The 13,185-nt window shown below is 57.6% G+C and carries 9 protein-coding genes and 1 pseudogene; 9 read left to right on the forward strand and 1 reads right to left on the reverse strand.

The window, feature by feature from the left end:
- Nucleotides 1-339: 339 nt before the first annotated feature.
- Nucleotides 340-672, forward strand: a pseudogene (locus HZZ16_RS38520) (3-alpha,7-alpha,12-alpha-trihydroxy-5-beta-cholest-24-enoyl-CoA hydratase); the annotation flags it as partial.
- A gap of 708 nt (nt 673-1,380) precedes the next feature.
- Here HZZ16_RS38520 and HZZ16_RS36605 read toward each other — a convergent pair.
- Nucleotides 1,381-2,868 (reverse strand): M81 family metallopeptidase, encoded by a 1,488-nt coding sequence (locus tag HZZ16_RS36605; RefSeq protein ID WP_197955675.1) that lies wholly within the window; start codon nt 2,866-2,868, stop codon nt 1,381-1,383.
- Between the two features lie 1,118 nt (nt 2,869-3,986).
- Here HZZ16_RS36605 and HZZ16_RS36610 point away from each other — a divergent pair.
- The 8 genes from HZZ16_RS36610 to HZZ16_RS36645 form a co-directional block, all read left to right on the forward strand.
- Entirely contained in the window at nt 3,987-5,234 is a 1,248-nt protein-coding gene (locus HZZ16_RS36610) for an amidase (protein WP_197955678.1), read from the forward strand.
- A 999-nt stretch (nt 5,235-6,233) separates the two neighbouring features.
- On the forward strand, nt 6,234-7,820 hold the full coding sequence (locus tag HZZ16_RS36615) for an ABC transporter substrate-binding protein (RefSeq protein WP_197955679.1): 1,587 nt from the start codon (nt 6,234-6,236) through the stop codon (nt 7,818-7,820).
- Between the two features lie 9 nt (nt 7,821-7,829).
- The gene (locus HZZ16_RS36620; protein ID WP_197955680.1) at nt 7,830-8,771 is read left to right on the forward strand and encodes an ABC transporter permease; all 942 of its coding nucleotides are present in this window, start codon (nt 7,830-7,832) and stop codon (nt 8,769-8,771) included.
- 1 nt (nt 8,772) lies between these two features.
- A complete protein-coding gene (locus HZZ16_RS36625; protein ID WP_197955681.1) occupies nt 8,773-9,654 on the forward strand; it encodes an ABC transporter permease in 882 nt (293 codons plus the stop codon).
- Between the two features lies 1 nt (nt 9,655).
- Nucleotides 9,656-10,660, forward strand: a complete 1,005-nt coding sequence (locus tag HZZ16_RS36630) for an ABC transporter ATP-binding protein (RefSeq protein WP_197955682.1) — start codon at nt 9,656-9,658, stop codon at nt 10,658-10,660.
- On the forward strand, nt 10,657-11,670 hold the full coding sequence (locus HZZ16_RS36635; protein ID WP_197955683.1) for an ABC transporter ATP-binding protein: 1,014 nt from the start codon (nt 10,657-10,659) through the stop codon (nt 11,668-11,670). Before HZZ16_RS36630 ends, HZZ16_RS36635 begins: the two co-directional genes overlap by 4 nt.
- A 163-nt stretch (nt 11,671-11,833) precedes the next feature.
- Nucleotides 11,834-12,460, forward strand: coding sequence for an amidase family protein (locus HZZ16_RS36640; protein WP_197955684.1), 627 nt, complete (start codon nt 11,834-11,836; stop codon nt 12,458-12,460).
- Between the two features lie 511 nt (nt 12,461-12,971).
- On the forward strand, nt 12,972-13,185 hold a 214-nt coding region (locus HZZ16_RS36645; protein ID WP_197955568.1), incomplete at its 3' end, for a transposase.

A 13,185-nucleotide genomic window follows, 5' to 3' on the forward strand; every position in this document is an offset into this window, starting at 1 on the left:
CGTCGTCGGCCCGACGCCTACACGCTCGCCAACCACGCGCGTCGAGAGCCCAGCCTCAAGGCTCAATCTCACAATCTCGCGCACCTGGCGCATGATAACCCTCCTCGTCGGCATCCAATTCTCCAAGCTGCTTCCAGCCAGAGAAATGGCCAACGATCAGGCCTCACACCATCCGAAACTGCGCGCGATCAAGTCGGAATGCTGCGCGGAGAATGCTCGGAACGCCGCGCGCGATCATTTCGGAACCCTGCGCGCCATCAACTCGGTACGGTGCGCGCGATGACCTCGGAATCGGCAACGACTAGTTCCGGCTAGGCCTTGGCGCGGGGAAAAGATCACATGGCAATCAACCATGAGCAGCTGATGGCCATGAAGAGAATCGACCAAAAAAAGCTATCGCGATCGCGATGTGCTGCTTTAAGCTCTTGGTATTGGCATGGGAGCTGATCCCCTGGACGAGAAGGAGCTCGTTTTCGTGAACAAGGCCACAGTGACGGCGCGGCCACTGAGGGTCATTCCACCTTTGCCTCAGTGGTAGCCGGCTTCGCTGAACCTGATGAATTCAATCTAAACCCCATCGCGCTGGACGGCGAGCGGGACATCACATTCCACGACACGCTTCCGCCCGCTACGCATATCACGGCGGATTCTTCCGTGATCGCCGTCGCGGATGGCACGGGAATGGCGTCATCGACCATTGTAGCGCCAGCTCTTCGATCCGCTTGTGAAGCAGTCCACACCGGCCTGCGTCGGTCACGGCATAAATGTAGTAATGAAGTAATGAAGAACGATTTGGCTCGCTAAGTGATCGAAGCGCACCGTGGTGAGCGGCGGTAAGTCAGAGGCCAACCCTTCGTGCCGGCATTGATGCGTCCATCGGGGAGCAGGACGCCTCGGTGATTTTACCCGTCTTGCAGAACACACGGTTCGCCTTGGCGCGAGCTCTCACCAACTCGCGCACGGTCTGATGCGCCGCGTCCGGAGCCGGCACCGCTTCAGCTCGCCGATCGGTCGGTCTTAACTCGATCCTGCCTTCATCGAGATCAGTGAGAGGTCGCCGCGCAAATGTGCCCTCAGTCCCTTCAGCTGTCGATGAGGGCCATACGCGCGGTGTCCAGCTTCGCAGTAAAAATGACCTGCTGATCACGCCCCCAAGTTTCTTGGCTGGCTCGCCGATCTGATCAACGCGATTGCGGTGATCCTCAAGTTACGAACTTGCCCGCCACATATCCATGCGCCACGGCAACCGTAGTCGTCACCTTGTGCACTTCAAGAGCCTGCGCTTGAGGCGCGGCGCCGGCCATCTAGGCACTCGCTTTATAGGCGCGGGCAAAGGGGCGAGCCGCCCCATCATCTCTAAGCGTGAAAATTCGGTCTAGTTCAAACGGAGAACGTCGGACTTCCGTATGGATAAAACTGACCGAGTTTTACGTTCTTGTACGGCAATTTATCCAGGAAAGTGGTGCCGAGCAACGGCTGGTTCGGTTCGACTAACAGGATTGTCTTTGCAAAGCCATTGTCGTCAAACCCGCGTCTGAAATGGACACGTGACTTGATCGCGAAAACTTCGAACACTCCAATATCGAGCCCCAAAGCGTTGAGAGAGAACGGTTCCATTATCTGTACGAGATAGGTAGAGAGGATAAGCACGTTATTGCGGCCGAATTCGACGCAAACCCAGAACTGGCCACGATTCTCAACCGCCGCTAGGATGGTGCCCTGGATGCGCACGCTTTGTCCGGCGGATTCATCGATAAGCCCGCCGATCTCCATATCGAAGGGATCTCCGGCCTTTGCGTGCGTCGCTCTTAGGCTGGCGGTCGCCTTCGCATCCGCAATAGTCGCGATCAGCGTGTTGGCAAGGTTCTGCGCGATTATCTCGCGCAGCAACCAAGTCGCCGAGCCAGAGCGGTCGCTGTGGTCGACCAACACAACGGGCGTGCTGCAGTTTGCAACGGCCTGTCTGGCCCGCGCGACCCCGTCCGCAATGCTGTATATTCGGGTCGAATTTAATAACGCGTCGCGCATCCGCCAGATCGTCATAGAGAGATCTTGAGCAACATGTTCGGCAAGCTGGGCATTGTCGTTGGTCAGCACTTGCACGGTCATTCCGACGTCCGGGACATCCGCGAACGGAAAACCGAAGAAGATGTTTACGTAGACGTCTACCTCGCGCGCTTCCCACACCAGCGCCTGCTGGATCAAATTCATCCATGGTGGCGCCCCGGTCCATTGCAGGACCGTGGGTGAGATCACAGGTATCTTGATGGTCTTGTGCACCGGCTTGTAATCACCTCGGATTGCCCGCACCAGCGTGCGAGCGGCACGCTCGCCCTGCAAATATCCATCATAGTGTGGATAGTATTTGACAGCGAACGCCATGTCCGCCTGTTCCAGAAAGGCCTCGTCCTCGTTTCCATGAAGATCGAACGTCGCGGCAATAGACGCGCGGCGACCGACCACCTCTCGGACGCGCCGCGCCAGATCGGCCTCCGGGCGCGGCACGCCGTGCGCAGCCATTGCACCGTGCAGGCAAAGATAGACGCCCTCGAATGGCCCCTCCAGCTTAAGGCCGGCGATCATCTTTCCAACGAAATGCTGGTAGGCCTCTTGAGTAACCCAGCCCGATCCAATTCCGGTCTTGGGCCAGAGCGGTGATTCTATGCCGATTAACTCGACGTTGGAGAACTCCCGTGCCACCTTTACGAAGCCGCCCATGGAGGATCTAGGATCGAAACGCAAGAGGTCCTCACCTTTGGCCGGTGATCCAGGATAAATGAAGTCCTCGAGCGTAGTCTCGTTAGGCAAGAACGTGACAGTTTCATGAGAGAAATGGAGGATAGCGATACGTATCTTTTGATCCTTCATTCTTAGTTGTCCTCCGTTTATTTCGAATGGTGGCTCCAAGTCGCGGATGGACATTCGAATCCTGTTGTTACAACGAATACCAAAGGTATGCCTCGGTTGCGCGCAATGAATAGGCAGTCTGACACTAGCGCGCAAGTAGGACCTGAGTTCGGGTTGTTGCGACCGCTCGCGGAAATGCCGTCATCAATCAACCGGCGGAGGCGCTGGAGCGCACAGATGCGGTAGCGACGGGCGTTTGAAGGGAGGTCGGAATATGTCGCGTCCCACGCTTATCGTATTCGAACGTGCCTGCGCAGCCCGCCGAGTTCGCTGGATCGGACCCTTCCCTGTCGTCGTTTTGCTTCATTTAGCCGAGCTAGCTCATGCCGCCGCCCCGATCTCTTAGCTCATAATTACTTCAGGTTTTTAAATTCTCCGCCAAATCCTCTCTCCGTGTTCGCTAAAAAAAGCGCGCAAAGCACGCCGCGGCCTTTGGTCGTGGTGATGCAGCCTCGCCAAAAGGAAGATTCCGTTTGGCGCAGTGTACAATAGTCTGCTGCATCTTAATGTGGGAGTTAGCGGAAGAAATGAGTATCTGCGTCTCGTTCTCTTTATTTTAGCCGATTTGCTGCGCCCGCTGTCCTTCGGATCGATGTCATCGCTATTCGTGTTAGCGTGAGAGCAGACTGGGCTGGAGTCTCTCATCGACCGAGACGCTTGATCGCGAACGACAGCAACTGTTGGGTTGCGCCCACCTACTTCTTCCGCAAGCAGGTGAATGCAGAATTTCTGCGAAGAGTCGCTTTCTGAGGTAAAAAACATCGGCGAGTAGAGTTTAGTTATAGCGGTCGAGAGAGGGGAAAATATGAGACGCCTTTCGAAACCGACAACAACGTGCCAACCTGACGGGCCGACCATCCGCTATTGCAGAGTAAGTAGTACGCAGGTTCAGGTTCGGCGGGGGGCGGCCCCAAAATGCTATCCCATAGCCTGAGCAAGCGGGTCTCCCGTAAACCTCTTGTGCAAGGCGGTGTCACGCGAGCGACGTACTCGTTGGGGTCTCGGGTCGTAGGCAACGGCGTGCAGTGACACCCTCGTCCACACGATTTAGATTTCAGTTTCCGTAGGACGCGCTACGCATGATTTCACTTGCCGACCTCAAGCGCCGAATCGAGAACTCCGAGCTTTCCGCGGACGCCGCACTGTCTCAGTCACTGCAAGCGATCGACGCGCATGAGCAGACGGTTGGCGCTTTTGTATGCCGGAGCAAGGAGCCCCGTGCTGCAAGCTGTGGTCCATTGCGCGGAATTGCTGTCGGCGTCAAGGACATCATCGAGACCTCGGATCTGCCGACCGAGATGGGCACATCGATCTACAAGGACTTTCACCCACGCGCAGATGCCTCCATCGTCACGATGCTGAAAATGGCAGGTGCAACTGTCGTCGGCAAGACCACGACTTCGGCTTTCGCCTCGCACGATCCAACTACCACGCTAAATCCGCGTAATCACGCCCATACGCCGGGCGGATCGTCCGCAGGTTCGGCCGCGGCTGTCGCGGCCGGCATGATTCCCCTGGCTCTGGGCACGCAGACGGGAGGCTCGGTGATCCGACCTGCCTCGTTCTGCGGCGTGGCCGCGATAAAGCCATCGTACCGGTTGCTGCCGACGGTCGGCATTAAATGCTTTTCATGGACGCTCGACACTGTTGGTTTATTTGCGGCCGGCGTCGAGGACCTAGGCATTGCGCTCTCGGCTATCACCGGCCGCCCCGAGCTTGCGATGGACGCGCTGAGCAGGGCTCCCCGCATCGGCGTGGTCACCCAGGAGTTTGCTCCCAAGGCGGACGCCGAAAGCGAAGAAGCGCTGCAGACCGCAGTTGCGGCCGTAAGGCGCGCCGGCGCATCTGTGCAAAGGCCAAAGCTGCCAGACCTAATCAGTCAAGCATATCGCATACACCCAGTGATTATGGCTTTCGAGGCGCATCGGGCGCTTGCCTGGGAGTATCACGGCCATCGTGGGGACATCGCGCCAGAGCTGCGGGCCTACCTGGATAAAACAGTCGACATTCCGCAATCTGCTTACGACGCAGCGCAGTCGATCGCTTTGCGCGCTGGGACTTCCTTGATCGACGCGTTTTGCGATCTCGATGTGCTGCTAACTTTCTCGGCACCAGGAGCAGCGCCTAAGGGCCTTACCTCGACCGGCGACCCGCGGTTCAACCGTGTATGGACCCTGTTGGGAACGCCATGTGTCAACGTTCCGGTCATCATTGCAAATGGCCGATTGCCGGTGGGCGTGCAAGTCATCGCACGGCCGGGCGAGGATGCGACAGCGCTGTCAGCTGCCCGCTTTATCGAGGACGCACTGCGCCGTCATACATCCTGAATTCGTAGAGCCTATCGCCTCATCCCCGGGCGTCATTGGTGCTCCTGACGAGGTGAATTGCTCTGCGAAGGATGAGAAATTGCGGGCCGCGCCCGGCGCACCCGCTCGCGTTCGGCATCGAGAACGACAATCTATCGGGCCTGAAGAACTCTCGCGTCGCAGACGGGAGACGATTTTCCTGGGCGAAGCGGCATTTGAGATTGCAAGCTTTGCGCTTCGGGATGGAAAGCTGCCGCTCGTGGAGCCGCAGCCGGGCCTCATGAAGTACATAGCAACGGCTCAGGTCGATCTCGTCCAATCGTTTTGTGCGTACCACGTCGCATTTTGCCGAGTTGGGGAGGATTTGCGGCTATCTGTACGGGCAAATCGCTGAAATTCGTCTCTCCGGCCACGTTAAGATTGCGTCACGAGACCGCGAAACAGCGGCGGAAAGGAAGCGATGCGACATTTGGTTGTGTTTCCTGAAGAGGACGTGTCGTGGTCTGCCAGTCGTTGATGCTGCAAGAGAAGGGCAACGGTCGGAAATGGGGGGGGGGCGGGGCTGCGAGCCGCCGACGGCGCATTTTGAAAAAACGGTGGTCATTCGAAAGACCTCTCAGCGTGAAGCCCTAATAGTGATATCGAACCCCCAAACCGGTCGCAAAGCACTGGATCACACCCTCAGCGCGGTCCGCTTGCTAAGCCGTTTGCGGGGTTGCGGAATGCTGACCTTGAACAGTTCGTTGGTGGGTACAGTCGGGTCCGCAATAAGGACTTTGCTGGGACCGAGGGGCGACCTCCAAGGTGAGATCCGAAGCGGGGCGGCGCCATTCAACTGTTTGGGCGGTGTCCACCGATCCCGATGCGGCCGAGCCATTGAAGCTGAAATCGTCGCCCGCTGCACAATGCCTTCAAGTCCAGTTTGGCTTCATGACCGAGCTGTAGAGGTTGAAATTTGACAATATTGCGCCGGGTGCGGGATGTGCCTTGAGCTGCTGAATATCAAAAGGGGAGTGAACCATGACCATTTCTCGCCGGCAACTTATTAGAAGGGGTATGGCCGCTGGCGCGGCTGTATGCGGGTCGCCAATTCTGCGCGCTCAGTCGGCGCCGTCTGATGCGCGGACGGTGCGGATGGCGGGCGGCAACATCTCCAACTTCGATCCGTACACCACGACATCTTACACCACAGTCGATCACGGCTTGGCAATTTACGACACGCTGTTTGCACTCGATTCCAACCTCGCGCCCCAGCCGCAAATGGTAGGAAAGTGGGGCATTTCCGATGACAAAACAACATACACATTCGAGCTCCGGGACGGCTTGGGCTTTCATGACGGGTCTCCTGTCACTGCAGCCGATTGTGTCGCCTCTATCCGTCGCTGGTTCGAGACATCCGGTGGACAATTGGTCAAGGCGCGGGCGAAGGACGTATCGAAGAAAGATGATAAGACTTTCACGATCACACTCAGAGAACCGCTGGAACTATTGGTCGACCAAATGGCGGAGTCCGTAGATTATCTATTGTTCGTCATGCGCGAGAAGGACGCGGATCGCCCCCCCACGGAGGCGGTTAAGACGCATTTCGGATCGGGGCCGTATAAGTTCAACCAAGACCTTTTTAGGCCTGGCGCACGCATCGTCTATGACCCAAACGAAAAGTACGTGCCGCGAAAGGAGCCACCCAGTGGATTGGCTGGGGGCAAGATCGTCAGGATCGACCGCGTCATTAAGGAAGCTATCTCCGAGCAGACTGCGGTGTCGGCCTTGGAAGCGGGCGAGATTGATTTCGTCGCCCTCCCACCGGCCAATCTTTTGCCAGTGATCGAGAGCAATTCGAATCTTGTACTCGAAGATCTCCACAAATCCGGGGATGACTATCTTCTGCGCATGAACTGGTTGCATAAGCCGTTCGACAACGTGAAGGCGCGCCAAGCGGTGCTTCATCTGATCGACCAAGAAGCGTTCCTGCGTGTTATCAACCCAGATTCGAGATATAATCGCCCTATCATATCGTTGTTCGGGGCTAATACGCCCTACACCAGAGACACGAGTACCGGATGGTACAAGAAGGGCGGCGATTCAGAAAAAGCCAAACAGCTCTTCAGGGAAGCCGGATATTCCGGCGAGAAGGTTGTTATACTCCAACCCACAGACTGGCTGCCGGGGAGCAATCTTGCGCAGCTCTTGGCGGCGACGTTGAGCAAAATTGGAATCAACGCCGAGCTTGCGCCGAGCTCCTGGGCGGGGCTTTCCGCACGCCGCTCCAAAAAGAATGCCGTCGAGGATGGTGGCTGGAACATCTACATCACGAGCGTTAGCGATCTTAGCTGTGGTTATCCGCTTTCCTCGGCGTGGATGAGCATGAATGGCGAGTACTACGGCTGGCCGAAAAATGACGAATACGAGACTCTTCGAGCTCAATGGGCGAACGTTACGTTCGAAGAGCGCAAGACGCTGGCCAGCAAGATGCAACAAATTTGGTGGGATACCGCGAGCTCTGTTTTCTTGGGGCAAAGTATTCAGCCTATCGCGCGCCGCAAGACGCTCACTGGTCTGATCAGCTTTCCCGCGCTTCTTCCGTTGTGGAACATGCAGAAGAGCTGAGGGGGCACTGTGGGCACTTACATCCTTCGCAGACTGATCTCGGCCGTCGCGGTCATGATGGTGGTCGGCATTTTCGTCTTTCTGCTTCTGAGGCTGGCGCCCGGCGATCCGGCGACGATGATGGCCGGCGACATGGCCACGCAACAGATGATCGACGGCATCCGCGAACAATTGGGACTGAACGAGCCGTTACCAACTCAGTTCGTCCACTGGGCACTAGGTGTTCTTAGTGGCAATATCGGCAATTCGATTTTTGCCGGGCAGCCGGTTCTTCAGCTGATCTCACAGCGTGTTGAGCCGACCATTTCGCTTTCCGTGCTGACGACAATCCTCTCGGTCGCGATCGGGATTGTTTTTGGCACTTTTGCTGCGTGGCGCGCTGGCGGTTTCGTCGATCGTACGCTCACTGCGTTCTCGGCCCTCGGCTATTCCGTGCCGGTTTTTGTCACCAGCTATTTCCTCGTATACGCTTTTGCCATCAAAGCGCGTTGGCTGCCGGTCCAAGGATATGTATCCATAGATCATGGCTTCGGTCCTTGGTTTGTGCAGCTGATCCTGCCGACGGTAGCTCTGAGTTTATCCTATATAGCGTTCATTGCCCGGATAACGCGGGCCAGCATGCTCGAAGTTCTGTCAGAAGATTATATGCGGACGGCCGCGGCCAAGGGGGCCTCGACCTATTCCATGCTGTTTCACCACGCTTTAAAGAATGCGAGCGCCCCTATTCTTACCGCAATTGGCATAAGCCTCGCCTACCTGATCGGCGGCGTTGTCATAACGGAAACAGTGTTCAATATACCCGGTGTTGGCCGCTTAGTCGTCGATGCGATCAATAACCGTGATTATCCAGTCATCCAGGGCGTGTTGATTCTCGTTTCTGGTCTTTACGTTCTTATCAATCTTGCGGTGGATCTTGCCTACACCCTGGTCGATCCTCGTATCCGGTATTGATATGGCCCTTCTTGCCGCATCAATTCATGCCGAGGAGAGCCCGGCGTTGCGAATATCATCTCTTCCCCGTCTGGCAGTGCGACATCCTTTGGTTTTTACCGGCGGTGGCCTACTGACGCTGGTGATCGTTGCGGCGCTCAGTGCCCCAGTTTATGCGGGCGACCCCATGATCATGGATCCATTCAAGCTTCTCCAATCGCCTTCGACCCAAGCGTGGTTCGGAACCGATAGTCTTGGCCGCAATGTTTTTGCGCGAACCATGTACGGTGCCCGGATCTCCCTCGTGGTAGGATTGTTATCGACGATGGTAGCGGCCCTCGCCGGTCTCATGATCGGCGTCACTGCTGGCTACATTCGCAGCTTTGACAACTTCATCATGCGGGTCATGGATGGCCTGATGTCGATCCCGACCATCCTGCTGGCCATTGCCCTTGTTGCTCTGACAGGTCCAGGGATTGGTATCCTTATCGTCGCCATCGCGATCCCCAGCACCCCGAGCACCGCTCGGCTGATCCGCTCCGTCGTTCTGAGCGTTCGAGAACGTCCATACGTTGAGGCGGCGCTCTGCGGTGGTGCGCGCCTGCCGAGGATACTATGGCGCCATATCCTCCCGAGCAGCATCCCGCCACTGATGGTCCAGAGCGCCAACGTCTGCGCGGGCGCGATTCTGACTGAAGCCGCCCTCAGTTTTTTAGGCGCTGGGGTGCCGCCCAGTATTCCTAGCTGGGGCAACATGATCGCGAGCTCCCGCTTGTATCTCTCTATCGCTCCACTAAACCTTTTCGCGCCTGGCATCTGCCTCGCCATCACCGTACTTGCCGTCAATCTTCTTGGAGACGGCTTGCGCGACATGTTCGATCCCCGTTCAAAACAAAGGCGTTGAAATGCAAACGCAAACGTCCGCCGATGACGTGCTGCTCGATGTTCGAGAGATCGTAACGCATTTCTACAGTGAAAACAGTGTCACCCGTGCTCTAGGAGGCGTTAGCTTTCAGGTCAGGGCCGGTGAGACGCTTGGTGTCGTCGGCGAATCTGGCTGCGGAAAAAGCGTGACCGCCCTTTCCATTCTGCGCCTCCTGCCCAAGCTGACTGGAAAGATCGTAGGCGGAGAGATCCGCTTTCACGGACGCGACCTCCTGAAATTATCGGAACAGGAGATGCGAAAGGTCCGTGGCAATCGGATCGCCATGATCTTTCAGGAGCCGATGACGAGCCTCAATCCGGTTCATACTGTAGGTAGCCAAATCGCCGAGGCGGTACGGATTCATACGAAGGTATCGCGCCAGGACGCGATGGCGAAGGCGCAAGAGATGCTTGCTCTGGTGCGGATCGCAGACCCCCAGCGCCGCGTCAAAAATTATCCTCACGAGATGTCAGGAGGCATGCGCCAGCGCGCCATGATCGCCATGGCCCTCGCTTGCTCGCCCGAGCTGTTGATTGCCGACGAGCCGACGACCGCGCTCGACGTTACCATACAGGCGCAGATACTACGGCTGATAGTCGATTTGAAAGAGCGCATAGGAACCGCCGTGCTGTTTATCACGCACGATCTGGGTGTAGTCGCCGAGACGTGCCAGCGCGTAATGGTCATGTATGCTGGACGTATAGTGGAGGAGGCATCTGTCAGCGATTTGTTCGCTCGACCTTCGCATCCCTACACCCAAGGTCTGATGCGCTCGGTGCCGGATCGGCGGCGTGGCCGTAGGCAGCGTCTTCCGGAAATTCCAGGCATTGTGCCGAGCCTGCGCGAGTCGGCTGCGGGTTGTAGCTTTGCCCCGCGCTGCCCGGTTGCAATTAAGAGTTGCGGTGAAGCGGTGCCGCCGATGCGAGTTGTTGGACCAGGGCACGCCGCGGCCTGCTGGCGCTCTGAAGAGGTGATGGGCGCATGAGCAGTCCACTGCTGAAAGTTGAGAATCTAACCAAGCATTATATGCTGCGCCAAGGTTTCTTAACGAAGGACGGCCCGCTGGTGCGCGCAGTGGAGGATGTATCCTTCTCCGTCGATGCCGGCGAGACGCTCTGCATCGTCGGCGAATCCGGCTGCGGCAAGTCGACGCTCGCACGGCTCCTGATGCGGATCGTCGAGCCGACCCGCGGGCGCGTGCTGGTCGACGGCACTGATATTGCCGGCCTCGATGCGCGTGCGCTTCGCGCTTGGCGTCGCCGGATGCAAATGGTTTTTCAGGATCCTTACTCGTCGCTCAATCCGCGTCTCACCGCCGCGCAGATCATTACTGAACCCTTGGAGAATTTCGAGCGCCTTAGCCGGAAACAGCGTGACGCGCTTGCCGCGGACCTCCTTCATAAGGTGGGCATGCGACCCGAAATGATGCACAGGTTTCCGTCTGAATTGTCGGGTGGGCAACGCCAGCGGCTTGGCATCGCGCGTGCGCTGGCTCTTGAGCCCTCGCTCATAATCGCCGACGAGTCTGTTTCAGCACTCGATGTGTCTGTGCAGGCCCAAATCTTGAACCTATTGCTGCAGCTCCAACAGCAAATGGGCATTGCCTTTATCTTCATCTCGCATGATTTGAGCGTCGTGGACTATATCGGTCATCGCGTTGCGGTCATGTATCTGGGACGGATCGTGGAACTCGCGCCTTGCGAAGCGCTGTTCGCCAAGCCGATCCATCCCTACACCGAAGCTTTGATTGCGGCGGCTCCTGTGCCGGACCCCACCCGGCCTCGATCGATGCCGCCGCTGGATGGCGAGGTGCCAAGTCCCATCAGTCCGCCAAGGGGGTGCGCGTTTCATCCGCGCTGTCCGTTCGCAATCGAACGTTGCCGGATCGAGATGCCGTCCCTGGTTCCAATGACGGATGGGCGAAGCGTGGCGTGCCACGTCCGTTCGCCTGCGCAGGACATCCCGCGAAAAGGTCTGCTAAATGAGATTAGATGAATATACCGATTCTGATGCGACCGGCTTGGCCTCCCTTGTGGGCGCTGAGATATCACGCCTTCGGAACTGACGCAGCTGGCCCGCACCGCTAACGACCGGGTTAATCATCGCATCAATGCAGTCATTGAGTTCTACGAGGATGCCGAAACAGTAGCGGCGGCGAATGGGGGGGCTTCCATGGCGTGCCTTTCCTTCGCAAGGTGACTTAGGCGCAGCCGAAGCGGGGCGTCTCCAAGAATGCGGGAGCCGACTGTTCAAAGGCCATCGCCCTCAAACGGAAAGCTACTTCATACGCCGGGCGCGTGAATCGGGACTTCGTGTTGTTGGTAGAACAACCGTGCCGGAATTCGGCATGTCGGGGATGAGCGAGTCCATGCTCTATGGAATTACCGGCAACCCTTGGGATTTGGAGCGCTCCGCAGGCGGTTCATCTTCCGGAGCGGCGGCGGCCGTAGCTTCGGGCGTTACTCCTTCGGCGCATGGGAGCGACGGAGGCGGATCGATTCGCATTCCCGCAGCTTGGTGTGGTCTGGTCGGATTAAACCCATCGCGCGGGCGCGTCTCGGGTGGCCCAAACCAACAAGACAGGTTTTTCGGCCTTTCCCGCGAGTTTGTTCTATGTCGGACTGTGCGGGATATGGCCGCCGCCCTCGATACCTTTTCTGGCCCGCATCCCGGCGATCCTTTCATCATCGTGCAGCCGCATCGAACGTACATAGAGGAACTTTCGCACCGACCGGAACTCTCGGGGTGGGAGTTGCCATTAGTGCATGGGGGTCGGCCAAGCTAGAGCGCGAGGTTCAACAGGCGATCGAGCAGACGGCCGCGATTCTGGAGGAGATGGGGCACATCTTGACAGAGATTCCCAGCCCATACGATTCCAGCGAATACTATAAAAGATCTGCGGGCCGATCGAAACTCTGGGCCGACTTGCTTGAAAGCGAGGCGCGAGCGATGGGGCGGCGTATCGATGCGAGTACGTTAGAGCCGCTTAGCCTTAAGCTTTATGAGTGTGGCAAGAACGCCGAATCGGCTTCTTTGGGAGACGTGTTTGAATCTTGGCGGATTACGCGATTCCGCGTAGGTGAGGCGATCGATCGTTTCGACATCCTCTTGACTCCGACTATGCCCGTTGTTGCGAAGCCAAACAATTCTATCTATTGCCCTACCAGCCGGACGCTCTCCATAAATGAATGCACGGAAGGTGCACGAGAGCTGTAAGCGTCGTTCCGCTCCCACCTTCTCGCGGCAGATGGGATAGGCGAGTTTCACGATCTCTTTGAAGGGATCGGCTTGTGTCTATGCTTGACCATACGCTTAAGTCGGACGTGACGGCGCGCGGGCTGGAAGTGATCACGGAGACGGGACGCCGTCGTTGGTTCTCCAAGGACGACAAGGCCCGGATTGTTGAGGAGACGCTGGTACCAGGCGCGGTCGTTTCCGAGATTGCCCGGCGGCACGGGCTGACCCCACAACAAGTGTTCACCTGGCGCCGGCAAGCACGCCGGTTGGCGA

Origin of the sequence: Bradyrhizobium glycinis, from assembly GCF_016031655.1 — a bacterium.
In the GTDB taxonomy this organism is placed as follows: Bacteria; Pseudomonadota; Alphaproteobacteria; order Rhizobiales; family Xanthobacteraceae; genus Bradyrhizobium; species Bradyrhizobium glycinis.

Coding starts and splice junctions, on each gene's coding strand:
- HZZ16_RS36605 (WP_197955675.1), bottom strand. CDS start 2,868: ATGAAGGATCAAAAGATACGTATCGCTATCCTCCATTTCTCTCATGAA.
- HZZ16_RS36610 (WP_197955678.1), top strand. CDS start 3,987: ATGATTTCACTTGCCGACCTCAAGCGCCGAATCGAGAACTCCGAGCTT.
- HZZ16_RS36615 (WP_197955679.1), top strand. CDS start 6,234: ATGACCATTTCTCGCCGGCAACTTATTAGAAGGGGTATGGCCGCTGGC.
- HZZ16_RS36625 (WP_197955681.1), top strand. CDS start 8,773: ATGGCCCTTCTTGCCGCATCAATTCATGCCGAGGAGAGCCCGGCGTTG.
- HZZ16_RS36630 (WP_197955682.1), top strand. CDS start 9,656: ATGCAAACGCAAACGTCCGCCGATGACGTGCTGCTCGATGTTCGAGAG.
- HZZ16_RS36635 (WP_197955683.1), top strand. CDS start 10,657: ATGAGCAGTCCACTGCTGAAAGTTGAGAATCTAACCAAGCATTATATG.
- HZZ16_RS36640 (WP_197955684.1), top strand. CDS start 11,834: ATGGGGGGGCTTCCATGGCGTGCCTTTCCTTCGCAAGGTGACTTAGGC.